General features: G+C 68.8%; 15 protein-coding genes and 2 pseudogenes. 6 read left to right on the forward strand and 11 right to left on the reverse strand.

Translation table 11 applies throughout. The annotated features are described in order from the left end of the window. Both IE277_RS41250 and IE277_RS41255 read right to left on the reverse strand, forming a co-directional pair. Nucleotides 1–455 (reverse strand): IS701 family transposase (locus tag IE277_RS41250; RefSeq protein WP_189958859.1); only part of this gene is annotated, 455 nt, incomplete at its 3' end. Between the two features lie 53 nt (nt 456–508). Then, on the reverse strand, nt 509–730 hold the full coding sequence (locus IE277_RS41255; RefSeq protein ID WP_189958906.1) for a hypothetical protein: 222 nt from the start codon (nt 728–730) through the stop codon (nt 509–511). Between the two features lie 384 nt (nt 731–1,114). Here IE277_RS41255 and IE277_RS41265 point away from each other — a divergent pair. Continuing rightward, a pseudogene (locus IE277_RS41265) lies at nt 1,115–1,857 on the forward strand (AraC family transcriptional regulator). A gap of 178 nt (nt 1,858–2,035) precedes the next feature. Further along, entirely contained in the window at nt 2,036–3,349 is a 1,314-nt protein-coding gene (locus IE277_RS41270) for an MFS transporter (protein WP_189958860.1), read from the forward strand. A gap of 27 nt (nt 3,350–3,376) precedes the next feature. On the opposite strand, the gene IE277_RS41275 is transcribed toward IE277_RS41270, so the two are convergent. From IE277_RS41275 to IE277_RS41300, 6 genes are all read right to left on the reverse strand, one after another. Beyond that, nucleotides 3,377–4,150 (reverse strand): class I SAM-dependent methyltransferase, encoded by a 774-nt coding sequence (locus IE277_RS41275; RefSeq protein ID WP_189958861.1) that lies wholly within the window; start codon nt 4,148–4,150, stop codon nt 3,377–3,379. Beyond that, complete coding sequence (locus IE277_RS41280; protein WP_189958862.1) at nt 4,147–5,094, reverse strand: HTTM domain-containing protein; 948 nt, start codon at nt 5,092–5,094, stop codon at nt 4,147–4,149. The genes IE277_RS41275 and IE277_RS41280 overlap by 4 nt, the downstream gene beginning before the upstream one ends. Then, nucleotides 5,087–5,428 (reverse strand): hypothetical protein, encoded by a 342-nt coding sequence (locus IE277_RS41285; RefSeq protein ID WP_189958863.1) that lies wholly within the window; start codon nt 5,426–5,428, stop codon nt 5,087–5,089. Before IE277_RS41285 ends, IE277_RS41280 begins: the two co-directional genes overlap by 8 nt. Before the next feature lie 63 nt (nt 5,429–5,491). Then, complete coding sequence (locus tag IE277_RS41290) at nt 5,492–6,082, reverse strand: DUF5825 family protein (RefSeq protein WP_189958864.1); 591 nt, start codon at nt 6,080–6,082, stop codon at nt 5,492–5,494. Further along, nucleotides 6,064–7,989 (reverse strand): RiPP maturation radical SAM C-methyltransferase, encoded by a 1,926-nt coding sequence (locus IE277_RS41295; protein WP_189958865.1) that lies wholly within the window; start codon nt 7,987–7,989, stop codon nt 6,064–6,066. Before IE277_RS41295 ends, IE277_RS41290 begins: the two co-directional genes overlap by 19 nt. Before the next feature lie 588 nt (nt 7,990–8,577). Further along, entirely contained in the window at nt 8,578–9,348 is a 771-nt protein-coding gene (locus tag IE277_RS41300) for a methyltransferase domain-containing protein (protein ID WP_189958866.1), read from the reverse strand. A 28-nt stretch (nt 9,349–9,376) separates the two neighbouring features. Between IE277_RS41300 and IE277_RS41305 the strand changes: the two genes are divergently transcribed. Together IE277_RS41305 and IE277_RS41310 are read left to right on the forward strand one after the other, a co-directional pair. Continuing rightward, entirely contained in the window at nt 9,377–9,829 is a 453-nt protein-coding gene (locus IE277_RS41305) for a MerR family transcriptional regulator (protein ID WP_189958867.1), read from the forward strand. A 224-nt stretch (nt 9,830–10,053) separates the two neighbouring features. Further along, nucleotides 10,054–10,494: a VOC family protein gene (locus tag IE277_RS41310; protein WP_189958868.1), complete on the forward strand. Its 441-nt coding sequence runs from the start codon at nt 10,054–10,056 to the stop codon at nt 10,492–10,494. A gap of 115 nt (nt 10,495–10,609) precedes the next feature. Here the strand turns inward: IE277_RS41310 and IE277_RS41315 are convergent, their stop codons facing one another. Both IE277_RS41315 and IE277_RS41320 read right to left on the reverse strand, forming a co-directional pair. Further along, nucleotides 10,610–11,437: a nucleotidyltransferase domain-containing protein gene (locus IE277_RS41315; RefSeq protein WP_229882390.1), complete on the reverse strand. Its 828-nt coding sequence runs from the start codon at nt 11,435–11,437 to the stop codon at nt 10,610–10,612. A gap of 122 nt (nt 11,438–11,559) precedes the next feature. Next, nucleotides 11,560–12,006, reverse strand: coding sequence for a MarR family winged helix-turn-helix transcriptional regulator (locus tag IE277_RS41320; RefSeq protein ID WP_189958870.1), 447 nt, complete (start codon nt 12,004–12,006; stop codon nt 11,560–11,562). 108 nt (nt 12,007–12,114) lie between these two features. Between IE277_RS41320 and IE277_RS41325 the strand changes: the two genes are divergently transcribed. Both IE277_RS41325 and IE277_RS41330 read left to right on the forward strand, forming a co-directional pair. Continuing rightward, a complete protein-coding gene (locus tag IE277_RS41325; RefSeq protein ID WP_189958871.1) occupies nt 12,115–13,044 on the forward strand; it encodes an alpha/beta hydrolase in 930 nt (309 codons plus the stop codon). Between the two features lie 165 nt (nt 13,045–13,209). After that, a complete protein-coding gene (locus IE277_RS41330; protein WP_189958872.1) occupies nt 13,210–13,962 on the forward strand; it encodes a phosphotransferase family protein in 753 nt (250 codons plus the stop codon). Nucleotides 13,963–14,066: 104 nt separating this feature from the next. Here IE277_RS41330 and IE277_RS41335 read toward each other — a convergent pair. Further along, a pseudogene (locus tag IE277_RS41335) lies at nt 14,067–14,425 on the reverse strand (transposase); the annotation flags it as partial. Between the last annotated feature and the right edge of the window lie 59 nt (nt 14,426–14,484).

The following is a 14,484-nucleotide window of genomic DNA, read 5'->3' on the forward strand; positions in this document are numbered from 1 at the left end:
TCCCGGGGCAGGAACAGCCGCCAGTTCAGCGGGCACGAGGCCGTGTCCGAGACGGCGTGCGCGCTGACGGCGACCTGACAGTCAGCCTGCTTGCCCAGCGCACCGCAGTACTGGGGAGCGGCACCGACCGACATTCTTCCGTCCTTGGGAAACGACACGTCATCGACCGCCCAGGCATCCGGGCCGATCCGCGGCACCAGCCGCTCAGCGATACGTCGCCGCACCGGAACCGGATCCCAGGTGGACTGGTTCACGAACTGCTGCAGGTTCTGCTCGTTGCCGTCCGGCAGCCGCGAGGCCATGGCCTGGATGGACTTTCGGCGACCGTCCATCATCAGTCCCCACAGATAGCAGTCGCCCTTGGCCCGCTGGTCCTTGCGCGGTATCGAGGCGAACACGTCCGCCACGAATAACGCCAACGTCGCCCGAACACGATTGACTTCATGTGCGTCCATACAGTCCTCATGCCCCTGAACACTGCAGGGCAGACAGACCTAACGGAGTCCTACTAGTGTCGGTTGCGCGAGTGATTACGTGCCATACGCTCATTGCCGTGCTTGTACGCACCTGTCCAGCGGGCCATCACCAGTTGGGCGTCACCCGACTCGACCTCCGCAAGGAACTTCTCGGCACGTGCACCACGCAACGTGCCAGCCGAACGGCCCTGATGGGTGATTGTCACGGTGCCGTCAGGGCGTTGGTCACAGGTGAAACCGAAGGGTCTAGGCATGGCCGGGATGTTAGGCGGTCGTGCTGATACGCCGATACCGAATTTGGCCAGTGCGGTCCAGCGCATGATCCGCCGGACAGGCCCTAAGCCTGCCGGCAGGGTGCCGATAGGCAGGAGCCACGGCATGGCCCAGCGGTCAGTCAGCACACTGAACACCGGTTGCACCACCGATGAGAGCAGGGAGGCCGCGAGCACGAGGCCCGATACGTCGGCGTAACCATAGGCACGTTCGGCAACGAAGTACGGCACGAGGGAGGCCACGGCGCCCTGGTAGACATCGACGCAGGCATGACCGACGGACAGCAGTGTGACCGAGGAGTTTCTTCGCACCTCGTCATCGTCGGCGCTCTCCGCCAGGTCGCGCTTCCGAAAAACTGCCCGACAATGGTGGAAGTCCGCCACGAGCCCATAGCGCCCACCCGCACCCGGCGACTGGCGTCCCGCGCGGAGATCGAAGCTCACCGGCACGACGAGCATCAGATCGTGTACGCGGGCCGGGGCGTCCTGTCCGTCACCACCAGCACCAGCACCTGGGTCGCTCCGGCGACCCGCGCCAACTGGGTCCCGGCCGGCACCGTCCACGCCCACCAGGCGTACGGCGATCTCGACCTGCATCTGATGGGGCTGCCCGCGTGGGAGAACCCCCTGAGCCTGGATGCCCCTGCTGTGCTCGCGGTGAGTCCTCTACTGCGCGAGTTGATCATCACCTACACCCGCATCGAGGACGACGACAGCCCGGAGCGGATGCGCTTGCGTGCAGTGCTCCTCGACCAGCTGCGGATCTCGGCACAACAGCCCCTGCATCTGCCCACACCCCACAGCCCCCTGCTGCGCACGGTCTGCGACCTCCTGCAGTCCGACCCGTCGGACAACCGCACACTCGCCCAACTCGGGCGAGAGGTCGGGGCGAGCGCCCGCACGCTCTCCCGGTTGTTCAGCAACGACCTCGGCATGACGTTCCCTCAGTGGCGCACCCAACTCCGACTCCACCACGCACTGGTCCTGTTGGCCGAAAAGACCCCTGTGACCAACGTCGCGAACCAGTGTGGGTGGTCGTCCACCAGCGCCTTCATCGATGTGTTTTCCGCCGTGCGTTCGGTCATACGCCAGGTACACACTCCCGGTAACTGAATGGAGTGGGAGAGCCCGACGCTGGTTACTCGACGGGTGTCTGGCGCCGGGGGCCGCATTCTGCGACCGCTGATGCCGGAGGTCGCGGCCAACTGCTCCTTCACCTGGGCGAGTTGGCGCGTTCTCGTCCGCTCACGGGTCGACACGCTTCGGTGGGCGGCGATACGTTGAAACATGGCCCGAGAAGACGGACGGAAGGCCGATCCACAAGGGCCGGAGTCCACCCCGCTGTGGCGTAACCGGGACTACAATATCTGGTGGTCCGGGGTGGCCATGTCGAAGTTGGGCACCAGTGTTTCCACCTTGGCGTTCCCGCTGCTGGTGCTGGCTTCCACCGGGTCCGCCGCCGCTGCCGGGGTCGTCGGCACATGCGAGAGTGTCGGTCTGGTGGCCGGTCTGTTGCCCGCGGGGGCGGCTGCTGATCGTTATCCGAGACGTGCTCTGCTCGTCGGGTCCTCACTGGTCCAACTCGCCTCCATGGGCATCGTCTTCTGGATCGTGGCCGCCGGGCACCTGTGGCTGTCGCTGATCGCCGTTCTGGCGCTGGTGCAGGGCCTGGCGTCGGCGGCGTTCGCCGGCGCGGCGGCACCACTGGTGAAACGCATCGTCCCCGAGTCTCAGGTCAGGACCGCCTTCGCCCGGGTCGAGGCACGCGATTACGGCGCCCAGTTGGCCGGCGCGCCGATCGGCGGGGCACTGTTTTCGTGGGCTCGCTGGGCACCGTTCCTCCTGGACGCTCTCTCTTTCGGGGCCGTCGCCCTCGCCTGCCTGTTCCTGCGCACCCCGCTGGGACCCGACGCCGCCGACCGGCCGGCCGAACGTCCTCCGCTGCGCCGCGACCTGGGCGCGGGGCTGGCCTTCATCCGGGGCAGCGCGTTCCTGCGGTACGCGCTGCTGTGGATGGCGCTGATGAACCTGTTCTTCACCGGGATCGGTTTCATGTTCATCGTCACGTTGCGGCGTCACGGCGCGTCGCCCTCGCAGATCGGCACGGCCGAGTCGATCGCGACGGCGTGCGGCTTCGGTGGAGCGCTCGCCGCCGGATGGGTCGTGCGACGCCTCTCCGGCTACCGGATCATCCTGTTCGTCTCCTGGATGGTCGCCGCGGGCGTGGGCGGGATCATGGTGCTGGCGTCTCGGCCATGGCTGGCGGCCCTGTGTCTGGGCGCGAGCATCGTCTTCGTGACTCCGCTGAACGTCGTGTTCGCCAGCGGCATGGTGGCGATGGTTCCGGACGCGATGATCGCGCGCGTCATGACGTCGGCGAACATGGCCTCGCAGTCTTGCGGCTGGCTCGCCCCGGTGGTGTGCGGCGCGCTGGCGGACGGTCTCGGAGTCGAAGTCCCCCTGATCGCCATCGCGGTCGGCCTGGCCCTGCTGGCGGCCGCCAACCATGTCGTCCCGGTCGTCCGCCAGTTGGGGGAACCGCCGGAGAGCAGCAGGGAGTCGGAGCCCCGCACCGATCCGGACGAGCGGACCGTCTTGTGAGATACGGCCGGCCGGGGCACGGCGACGTCATCCGGCGGCGGATGCTCCCACGACCAGACACGTGTAGTTCACGCCGATCCCCCCGTCCGCCTCGGCGTCGAGGAAGGCGGCCACCTCACCGAGCAGACGTCGCCGCACCGCCTCGGGCAGGGCGAGGTGACGGCTCTCGGTGGCCAGCAGTTCACAGAACTGCCGGGACGTGAGACGGGTCTGCCAGGGCACGGCGGTCCTGGTCACGTGCTGAAATCCGTGGGACCGCAGTTCCTCGGCGTAGCCGTCGAGGTCGGACTCCGACAGGGAGACCCGGCCGCCCGACCCGGCAGGCAGGCCGTCCGGGAGGACGGAGGCGTAGACGGCGTTGAGGCGGGCCGCGTCGCGCAGCGCGTAGGCGCCGAAGTTCCAGGCGAGCAGGATCCGGCCGGCCGGGCCGAGACAGCGCAATGCCTTCTCCGTCCGTTCCCCGGGGCGCAGCCAGTGCCAGGCCTGGCCGCAGGCCACCAGGTCGAACCGCCTGCCGCCCGACTCCCATGTCTCGAACGCGCCGACCTCGACCGCCAGCCCGTTGGCCGAGGCGACCTCCGCCATCCGCGTGTCCGGCTCGACCCCGGTGACCTCGTGGCCCAGCGCCGCCAGCGCGGTCGCGAGTTTGCCGGTTCCGCATCCGATGTCGAGCGCGGTGCCCGGTGGGCCGCCGGCGAGGGCCTCGGTGAGGGCTTGGAGGGGGTAGCCGGGGCGCAGCCGGTCGTAGTCGTGCGCACGGGCGCCGAAACTGGTGGGTGCCCACCCCGCTCGGTCTGTCACAGCAGTCCTCCGATCAGGGTCACGAACGCGTGTTGCGGCAGGAAGAGCACATAGGTGCCGACCGAGGCGAGGCCGAAGGGCACGAGGCGTTTGGGCAGCAGCGTGGTGAAGGCGGCGTGCGTGAGCAGGCCGAGGAGTGCGCCCGCCGGCCAGGTGGCCGGGAAGATCAGCAGGAGCGGGAGCGCGGCCTCCACGGCGATCGTCGCCAGTGAGGGCAGGAGCCAACGGCGGGCGACGAGCGACGGGTCGGCGGTGGCGAAACGACGTGTGAACCAGTCCGGGAAATAGTATTCGCGCCGCCCCGGAGGCAGTTCGTCGCGCAGGGAGGCCAGTTGCTCGAACATCTTCTGCAGGGTGTCCCCGCTGGTGAACTGGCGGGAGGCGGCCTTGAACCAGGCGCTGCTCCAATACACCTGGAACATCAGCACGACCGCGACGGCCTGGGGCCAGGAGGGTCCTCCCGGCCCGGCCGCCCGCGCGGGATCGAGGAACGCGGTCAGGGACGGAGCGTCCAGCAGCGTCTGCAGGCTCAGATAGGCGTCGGTCCCGGAGGCGAAGACGAACGGGACACACATCATGCCCAGGAACAGGATGTTGAACTTGCGGTCGAAGGTGAACTCGAACATGCACCATGCGGCGACGACTCCCGCGGCGAGCGGGGTGAGTACCCCCGCCAGCAGGCACAGCACCGCCACCGCCCGGACGACGTAGAAGACCTTGAAGGCCGTCGGGCTCAGCAGCACCTTGACGGCCATGTCGTCGCGCTCGTACCGCCAGCGCACCAGTGACTTGGGGTGGAGGTCGAAGAACCGCGCCATGCCGTAGACGTGGTCGGCGGTGATCTTCCACAGCAGGGCGACTGCCAGGATCAGGCGGAAGCAGCACAGTGCCGGCCCGGCCGCCGTGCCGTGGACCGGGAACGCGGTCGGCAGCAGATCACGCACGCACGACCCTGCCGTTTCTGACCGCGATCCTGATGTGGCCGAAAGGCACCAGGAGCACCCCGTCCCCGACCACCGACAGACCGTGTTCCTCGTCGAGGTAGCGCACCAGTGAGGCGAGCGCGTCCGGGGAGCCGAAGTGGTCCTGGCGCAGTTCGTACTCCCAGGGGCAGACGGGCCGCCCGTCGCGTACGTCGTAGAGCCGGGCGCGGTAGCCGCCGATGTGGGAGAACATCGCCCAGGAGCCGAAGGACCCCGGTGCGGTGAAGAACCCACGCCACACCAGCCAGGTCACGGCCCCGCAGGCGAGGACCGCGGCCGCGACGGCATTGACCATGTCTACTCCTTCGGGAAGTTCGGTCGGTCCTTCGGGAGGTTCGGCCGGGAGGTGGGGCGCCGGTCACAGGACCATGGACGGGACGGGCCACCGGTCGATGAGGCAGGGAGCCCACCAGTCGAGGCCGCCGAAGTCCAGCACAAGGTGCTCGGCGCGCAGCGCCGCGAGGACATCGGGATCGACACCGCTTACCTGTTGTTGTTCCAGCAGGTCCACTGCTTGTACGTATGCGGGCTGGAGCAGGTTGAACCGTTGCAGCACTCCCTCCCGCCGGTCGCGGATCTGTACGAAGCCGGGGCCTCGGCGCCAGACGCAGCGGCCGATGTAGAACCGGTTCCACCACTCGGAAAGGCGCTCGGCCGACCGGGCGCCGTCGAGGGAGACCGGCGGCTGAAGGTGTGTCAGGTCGCGGGCGGTCAGGGCCGGATCGGCTCGCCGGCCCGCTCGCAGCTGCCAGCGCACCAGCAGGCCCCGCGCGGTGGCGACCCGGACGAAGTCGAGGGCGTGCAGATCACGGGGTGTGGGCGAGCTCAGGGAGACGGGCTCGTCGAGTTCGGCGTACCGCACGCCTCGCCCGTACAGGTCGTGCACTTGACGGCCGGCGACCGAGCGGTTCGTGGCGGTGGTCGGCGGGGTCAGGAGATCGTCACGCATGTGGGCTCCTCGGCCAGTTCCAGGGCCAGCTCGGGTCCGCCGCTCTGCGAGTCGCGCCGGATGCGGCACACCAACTGGTTCTCGTCCTCGGTGGCGAGGTGTACGGCGCGGTCGGCCTCGACGAAGATCAGCCCCAGTCGTCGCCAGTCGGCCAGCAGCACCTCCACGCGGGTCTTCTCCCAGGCGCGACCGCCGTGGACGGCGCGGCGCGCCAGTTGATCGACGGACCTGGGGTCGTGCAAGGCGCGGAACAGCTCGGCCTCGACGGGGTCCTCCAGGGTCATGGACCGCCAGGAGAAGCCCGGCCTGGAGTTGGAGAGCGCGATACGGTCGCCGAGGTCGACGTAGGACAGGCTGCTGCGGATGTAGTTGTCGGACCACTCCTGCAGGGCTTCGGCGAGCCGTTCGGCGAGCTTGCGGTCGATACCCCGGTCCGGGGTATCGAACAGGTAGGCGAGGTCGGCCAGTTCGGCTTCCGGGAGGTCATAGATGATCCGGTACTGCGAGTTGGGGCGCCGGTCGGCGAAGCCCAGTTCGGGGCGGTCGAAGTAGGGGCTGAACCGCTCGAGCGCAATCCTGTTCGCTCCGGTGCTGGGGTGGAGGTGGTGCAGGGCCGGAAACTGCTCGATGAGGGGCAGGTAGTCGTCCTGGGTCTCACCCGGGAACCCGTACAGGTAGTTCCACGCCACCGACAGCCCGTGGGTCTCGGCGTCCCGGAGGAAGCGGATGTTGTGGGTGCCGCTCACACCTTTGTCCATGATCTGCAGTACGCGGCTACTGAGGCTCTCGATGCCTGGCTGGACGCTGACCACGCCCGCCGCACGCATCCGGGCGATCTGCGACAGCTTCATGTTCGACTTGACCTCGTACTGGATGCGCAGGTCGAAGGGGGCATCGGCGAGCTTGTCCAGGACGGAGTCGAGGTAGGACATCTCCAGGATGTTGTCCACGGCGTAGAAGTCCAGCACGTGGTGCCGCTCGGCGAGCGTGAGGATCTCCTGCAGGTAGGTGTGCGGGCTCTTGCTGCGGAAGGTCATCGCCGAACCGTTGAGTCCGCAGAACGTGCAGTGGTGCTTCTCGCCCCACCAGCAGCCGCGCGCGCCCTCGACCACGAGCACCGGCTCGTACCAGGACTGCGCCCGGGAGCGCCTGAGACGCTCGAAGTAGGCGTCGAAGTCGGGTGCCGGGATCTCGGAGGGCGCCAGGAGCCGCTCGGTCGCCGGATTGCTCATGCTGGTGTCGCCGTCGCGCCGGCACAGGCCGGGTATGTGCGAGGTGTCCGGCTCGCCGTCGGCGAGAAGGGCCTCGACGAGTTGGGGGAACGCCCGCTCCGCCTCGCCGCGTACGACGTAGTCGACGAAGCCGAAATTGCGGTGCAGCGCCTCCCCTTGCGGGCCGTCGCAGTTGGCGCCACCCATGACGGTCCTGATGCCGGGGGCCAACTCCTTGATCCGGCGCAGCAGTGCGAGTGACGCCACGTTCTGCTGGAACGTCGAGGTCGCACCCACGAGATCGGGACCGTCGGCGACTATCTGCCGTGCCGTGGCTTCTATGAATTCTGGAACGATCCGGTGAAGCCGAAGACATGTCTCCAGCTGGTTGTCCGTGATCTTCCCCTTCAATCCGGCGGTGAACTCGTCCACCCGCCACGAAGTGTCGTCGTAGAGGGCGGAAGAGAACACCCAGTCGCCGCATCCCAGGAAATAGCTGTGCAGGGAGAAGAAACTGAATTCCGGGGAGCCGAGTCCGCCTTGCCGGTCCATCCAGTCGGCGAAATCGATGTTGGCGTAGACCGTCTTCGTCTCGATTTCTGGGAAGGTCTCCGCGATTCTTCGCGAAAGAATTCCGAGTGCGAGCGAAGGAGTTGCTGTCGTGGCCCACGGCATGCAGACCAGTGTGATCTTCATATGCCCTCCGGCGTGAGCCCGTGTCTCCCGGGCGCGGGAGGCACAGAGCGAGGCTTGGAAGCGAGGCCGCGCTGGTCAGAAGGTGACGGGGCGGGGATGACATTCGGCTCACCCGGCGAGGGGACCATGCCATGCCGGTGATCCTTGAACGCTTTCGGTGCGACCGGAGCCTCCGGTCGCACCGAAAGCGTCTCCAAGACCCAGGGAATCCGGTCGGGATCCCTTGGGAAAACGTCAGAAGCTGACGCTGACTCCCACTGAGACCAGAGCCGAATCCGGATCGTCGATCTGCGGGTCGTTCTCCACGACGGTCTTCTCCATGAGGTTCCCTCCCCTCCACCGTTCGAAGGAACCGGCACGCGAAAGGTGCGAAAGCAGCGCCGGCGCGTCGTAACTCTCCGAAAGAGTAGTCGGCGCGGAAAAGCCTGTCGTGCCTCGTTCCGCTCAGCGGACCGGAGGCCCCGAACCGCCTGCGTCGGGCTGGTGGGCGCCCGCCGCCCGGGCGTGCCGGCGGCTGCGGTGACTGTCGCCGAGACAGAGCAGGCAGGCGGCGAGTTCCGGCACGGGCCCGACCAGACTGCCGCTGTCTCAGCGTGGTGCGGTGGCCGCGGCCACGAACATCGGCAGGGCCAGGAAGAGCCGGTCAGCCTCGGCGCGCGTCCGCTGCTCGGCGAGCCAGCCGTCCGTCTGCTCGCGCGTGACGGCGCCCGAGGAACAGGCGCCCTCGGCCAGTCCGGCCAGCAACGGCAGCATGGTCGGCCCGGTGAATACGCCGGTGTGCACGTCGAGGGTCACATCCTCGAAGTCTGCGTCCAACAGCAGATTGCGGTATCGGCGAGCGGCGCGCGGGGCTGCGATCAGGTCGGTGCGGGCGTGCACGATCGATCGGGTGAGTGCCGGCTGTCCGGAGTCGATGACGAAGGTGTCCCAGTCCTGCCCGGTCAACACGACCCGGCCGCCGGGCACGAGAACCCGGTGGGCCTCCGCCAACGCCTGCTCCGGCTCAGCCAGTTCATGAAACACCTTGTCGGCCCGGTAGCCGTCCATCGAGTGGTCCGCCAGCGGCAACTCATACGCAGCGGCGACCCGGAAGTCGGCTCCGGGCCACCGGCCGCGGGCAACGGCGATCATCTGTTCGTCCGGGTCCACCCCGACGGCCTTCACGCCCCGCTCGGCGAGCTCTGCCACGCCGCGACCGGCTCCGCAGCCGACGTCCACCACGGCCGTGTCGGGCCCGGCACCGAGCAAGCCGTAAGTACGCGCCCTGAGCCCCTCTGCGCCCGGCAGCCGGTCGGCCGCATCAAGCAGCGCGATGAGTTCGTCCGTCGCCGAAAGTGTCCGTCCCGTGTTCTTGGTCATGTGTGCCAGGCTGCGACTTAATGTCGGCATGAAGTCGAGCGAGAACCGGACACCCGACGGCGGCGGGGACGAACTGATCGGCATCGGCTCCCTGGCGGAACGCTTCGGTCTGGCCACACACGTCCTGCGTCACTGGGAGACGATGGGTCTCCTGACCCCCTCACGAGACTCCGCCGGCCGCCGCCGCTACGGCCCAGCCCATGTCACCCGAGTCGCCGTCATCCTGCGCGCCAAGGAGGCCGGACTCTCCCTGGACACGATCCGCTCCCTGTCAGCCGAGGTCGATCCCGCGGAACGGCGCGACATCCTGCGCGAAGAGGCGGAGGCGCTGCGCTCCCGCATCGCGGCGGCGCAGGCGTCCCTGGAACTCATCGAGTGCGCGCTCAACTGCGACCACGAGGACTTCACTCGGTGCCCGCACTTCCGGCAGATGGTGACCGACCGCATCGGCCGCGATGCCCCCGTCCACGTTCCCGTCTGATCAGGGAGTCTCCGAGGGGGCGGCCGCTCTCTGGTCAGCGTCGGGTCCAGATGAGGATGCTCGCGAGGTGGAGTGCGGCCTCGTGGGCGATCGCGAGCCGTAGGTCGTCGGCAAGGTGGCGCACTCAGAACATCGAGACTTCCGGACGTCGAGAATGCGGCACCGGCCCCGTCCCAGGGGTACCAGTAGCCAGAACGGACTGCGCGACGAAGAAGGAGCACCCCGTGACGATTCAGCGGATGGACAACGTAGGCATCGTCGTCGACGACCTGGAGGCCGCCATCGCCTTCTTCACCGAGCTCGGCATGGAGCTGGAAGGCGACGCGCAGATCGAGGGAATCTGGGCAGACCAGACTGTCGGCCTCGACGGGGTCCGCAGCTCCATCGCGATGATGCGCACCCCGGACGGCCACGGCAAGCTGGAGCTGACGACGTTCCACACCCCCGCGTCGATCACTGCCGGACCGCTCAACCCGCCACCCAACACTCTGGGCCTGCACCGTGTCATGTTCGCCGTCGACGACATCGACGACACGATCACCCGCCTGCGCCGCCATGGCGCCGAACTCCTCGGCGAGGTGGCGCAGTACGAGAACATCTACCGACTCTGCTACCTCCGCGGCCCCTCGGGAATCATCGTCGCTCTGGCCGAACGGATCGGCTGAGGAGTATGGCTCGACGATCAGCACCGGAGTCAAGGCATATCCGGGGCAAACGGGTGAACGCGCCGTGTTCGCGCAGGAAGAACCCTTGCGGTCGCGTCCGTGACAGCTTGCCCCGTCACCCCGGTGAGGGTGAAAGGTTGTCCAGGACATCGGCCGCCAGCCGGTCCGCCTCGTCGATCGCCTTGGTGAGCTCGTCCGGGGTGCCGCTGAGTGCGCCGAACAGGGCGTGGGCGCGTGCGGAGAAGTGGGCGGGAGAGGCTGGGAGCTGTCCTGCCGCCTGGACGGCTCCCTTCTCGTTGAGCACCCAGCATCCGGCCTGCGCGTGCAGGGCGTGCACGAGGAGTCCCACCACGCGGAACAGGCAGCCACCGATGTAGAAGGCGTCGCCCCGGGCCACGCCTTTGCGGGCGATGGACAAGGTGAACGGCACTTCCCATCGTGCGTTGGCGACCAGCGACTCGCGTAGGGGCTGCGGGTACGAGGTCCGGATCTGCGCCTGCAAAGCAGCGAGTTCGCCGGTGGGGTCGGCAAGGACGCGTCCCAGGGCCACCTCACCGGCGTAGGCGTGCGAGTAGACCCCGAGCGGGTGGCCTGCCTGGGCGCCTGTTTCGAAGCGCCCAGCCTGACACTGCTGCCAGATCCGATGCACGCGGTCCAGGTCGCGGTAGATCCAGTCGATGTGCACTCCCTCGACGGTCAGCCAGCCACCGCCGTCGACCCAGGGACCCCACCCACCCGGTTCGGTCACCTCGACCGCGGCGCCGGTCAGTTCGGTGGCGAGCAGGCGCAGGGCGGCGGTGTCCAGCGGGGGGCGGTAGTAGAGGCCAAGATCGAAGTCAGAGTCAGGCTCATGTGTGCCGCGCGCGCGGCTGCCACCGAGGCAGACCGCGACGACGCCGCCGACGTCGGCCAGCCGGTTCGCGATCTTCGTTACCTGGTCCACTGGGTGAAGTCTGCCGAGCCGGGCCGGTCCTGGCGACTGGATTATCGGTGACGGCTCGCGCCAGGGCCGCGGCGGCGCCGCAGTTCGCTGCCGGGCGGATTCCGTTCGCGGGTCATGTCCCCTCATCCCGGCCGGCCGTGGGTGCCCGCCTCAAGGGTTGCGCGCAGGGCGGCCAGGGTTGAGGCGATGCGGGCCAGGTCGTCAGGGGGAACCGCCGAGGTCAGGGAGATGAGCTCGCTTTCGACAATGGGGCGGGAAGCGGACAACTGCTTCTCACCCGCGGGTGTGAGGCGGAGGACGGACGAGCGGCGGTCCTGGGGATGCGCGACCCGCAGGCACCAGCCCGCGGCCACCAGCCGGTCGACCGCCTTGCTGACGGCCCCCACGGTGATCGCCAGCTCGCCGACGATGTCGAGCACGCGGCACTCCGGCACGCGGTCGATGATCTCCAGAAGCTCGAACTGTCCCAGCCTCAGCCCTTGTGCGACGCGCAACCGGGCGCTCACCGCGTTGTAGAGCCGGGTCTCGACGCGGACCAGATCGATGAAGGTCGGGGTGGTGTGGCTCACATTAGCTCCAGTAGATTCCCAGGAATCATCTTCCTTGGAATCCGGTTGGGGTCAGGCAGATGGATTCCCAGGAATCCATCCTCGCACCCCGACCCATGGAGGCCCCGCATGTCCCGACAGCAGCGCGACGCCCTGGACGCCATACTCCGTTCCGCCCCTCGCACCGAGATACGGCCCACCCCCGAAGAGCAGCGCAGCGGTTTCGCCGCGGCTGTCACCCGCCCCGCGCCGGAGGGCGTGGTCACCCGCAGGACCGTCCTGGGCGGGCGGCCGACCCTGGAGCTGGAGCCGGCCGAAGCCTCCGGCCGCGGCCGACTGCTCTACCTGCACGGCGGCGGCTACGTCATCGGCTCACCGGACACCCACGTAGGGCTGGTCGGTGAACTGGCCCGCCGCGCCGGGCTGCGCGCGACATCGGTGGATTACCGGCTGGCGCCCGAGCACCCCTTCCCCGCGGCTGTCGACGACGGGCTCGCGGCCTACCGCGAGCTGCTGGCGTCGGGCACCGACCCACGGGACCTCGTCATGGCCGGTGACTCCGCCGGTGGCGGATTGAGCATCGCCACGCTGCTCGCCGCCCGAGAGGCCGGGCTGCCGCAACCAGCCGCCGTGGTCGTCTTCTCCCCCTGGATCGACCTCACCCTCGCCGGAGGAAGCATCCGTTCCAAGGAGAGCGCCGACCCCATTTTCACAGAGGCCGACGTGCGCGCCTACGCCGATCTCTACGTCGGCGCAGGCGACAGGGCGCATCCCCTGGCCAGTCCGGTGTTCGCCGACCTCACCGGACTGCCCCCACTCCTCGTGCAGGTCGGGGCGAACGAGGTGCTCCTCGACGACGCGGTCCGGCTGGCCGGCCGCGCGGGCGCCGACGGCGTCGAGGTCACGCTCGAAGTCGGGCCCGGCCTCCCCCACGTCTTCCAACACCACTACGGCCGCCTCGACGAGGCGGACGCCGCACTCGACCGCGCCGCCCGCTTCCTCACCGCCCACCTGAGCGCCGGGCGCCCGGACGCCGACCGTCTCGAACCGGTCCGCTGACACCGACCCCGACGCCCGACGGCCTCCACGTGATGTCGGCGACGGCCGCAGGAACACCATCACCGACATCACGGGTTCAATTTCAGTAACGGGACGCGGTCAGCCGCGTGATCGCAGGCGAAAACCCGGTGACGTCGGCGATCACCCCCGGGATACTGGTCGCCCATGGATGAGGTCCAAGTCGTCGTCGCCCATTCCGAGCGTGCGACTCTGCGCGTCGGTGACGTGTTCCTGAAGGTGGACGCCGATCAGGCGCGCATCGACGTCGAGGTCGAGGCGATGTCCCTGGCGCCGGTCCCGACCCCGGAGGTCCTGTGGCGCAAGCCGCCCGTGCTCGCGATCGCCGCACTTCCGGGGACGACGCTCGGGCGCCTCGGTGGGCCGTCGACCGGGTCACCGGCGGCGTGGGCCGCGGCGGGCGCCGCCATCCGGAAGCTGCACGACGCGCCGCTGCCGTCCCGGCCGGGGCGGGCCGGCCGGAGCATCGTCGCGCTGGCGGCGGAACTCGACGACGAGTGCGAGTTGCTCGTGACGAACGGCGTCCTGCCCGCCGACCTGGTCACCCGCAACCGCCGGGTCGCCGAGGCCGCACTCCGGCCGTGGACTCCGGCGTTCACGCACGGCGACCTGCAGATCGCGCACGTCTTCGTCGACGGCGACGAGGTCACGGGCATCATCGACTGGTCCGAGGCGGGCCAGGGTGATGCCCTGTACGACCTCGCCACCTTCACGCTCGGACACCAGGAGCACCTCGACGACGTCATCGCCGGCTACGGCACCGACATCGACATCGACCTCGACGTGATCCACGCGTGGTGGTCGTTGCGAAGCCTGCTGGCGGTTCGCTGGCTGATCGAGCACGGCTTCGACCCCTTCGCACCGGGCTGTGAGGTCGACGTGCTGAGATCCCGGATGTGAGGCTGCGCGGCCCTGACTGCCACGTATGCGTTCTGACGCGTTCTGACGCATCGAGTAGGCCATCCCCTGGGGCACATCGCCTGCGCTTACTCTCGACAGAGTGCGGTGCGCAGGCGGCGGAACCAGTGCGGCAGCGCGATCGTTCCTTCCACGACCCAGCGGTACCCGCCCAGGCCGGAGCCGTGCCCGGTGCCACGCTGGGCGAGGTGCGGGGTGATCTGGAACCGGCGGACCTTGTCCCGGTAGACCTCGTGGTCATGACCGCGGTCGGCGTACAGGTGCTTGGGGCGGCGCAGTGGCCGGCCGCGCTTGCCGCGGATCGGCGGGACGGCCTGGATCAGCGGGATCAGTCGGGTGACGTCCTTGCGGTCGCCGCCAGTAGTAATGCCGCGAGCGGGATGCCGTGCACCTCGACGATCAGGTGGTGCTCGCTGCCGGCCCTGCCCCGGTCCACCGGGGACGGACAGCAGGGCGGCTCGGGGCATACGGCGGCCATTCGGGGGCGTTGCCGTCCCCGAAGCC

The sequence above is a fragment of the Streptomyces alanosinicus genome (assembly GCF_014650595.1).
GTDB classification, from domain to species: domain Bacteria; phylum Actinomycetota; class Actinomycetes; order Streptomycetales; family Streptomycetaceae; genus Streptomyces; species Streptomyces alanosinicus.

Excerpts from the sequence above, each read along its gene's own strand:
- IE277_RS41305 (WP_189958867.1), top strand. The coding sequence starts at position 9,377 with ATGAAGTCGAGCGAGAACCGGACACCCGACGGCGGCGGGGACGAACTG.
- IE277_RS41270 (WP_189958860.1), top strand. The coding sequence starts at position 2,036 with ATGGCCCGAGAAGACGGACGGAAGGCCGATCCACAAGGGCCGGAGTCC.
- IE277_RS41290 (WP_189958864.1), bottom strand. The coding sequence starts at position 6,082 with ATGCGTGACGATCTCCTGACCCCGCCGACCACCGCCACGAACCGCTCG.
- IE277_RS41295 (WP_189958865.1), bottom strand. The coding sequence starts at position 7,989 with ATGAAGATCACACTGGTCTGCATGCCGTGGGCCACGACAGCAACTCCT.
- IE277_RS41330 (WP_189958872.1), top strand. The coding sequence starts at position 13,210 with ATGGATGAGGTCCAAGTCGTCGTCGCCCATTCCGAGCGTGCGACTCTG.
- IE277_RS41325 (WP_189958871.1), top strand. The coding sequence starts at position 12,115 with ATGTCCCGACAGCAGCGCGACGCCCTGGACGCCATACTCCGTTCCGCC.
- IE277_RS41285 (WP_189958863.1), bottom strand. The coding sequence starts at position 5,428 with ATGGTCAATGCCGTCGCGGCCGCGGTCCTCGCCTGCGGGGCCGTGACC.
- IE277_RS41255 (WP_189958906.1), bottom strand. The coding sequence starts at position 730 with ATGCCTAGACCCTTCGGTTTCACCTGTGACCAACGCCCTGACGGCACC.
- IE277_RS41300 (WP_189958866.1), bottom strand. The coding sequence starts at position 9,348 with ATGACCAAGAACACGGGACGGACACTTTCGGCGACGGACGAACTCATC.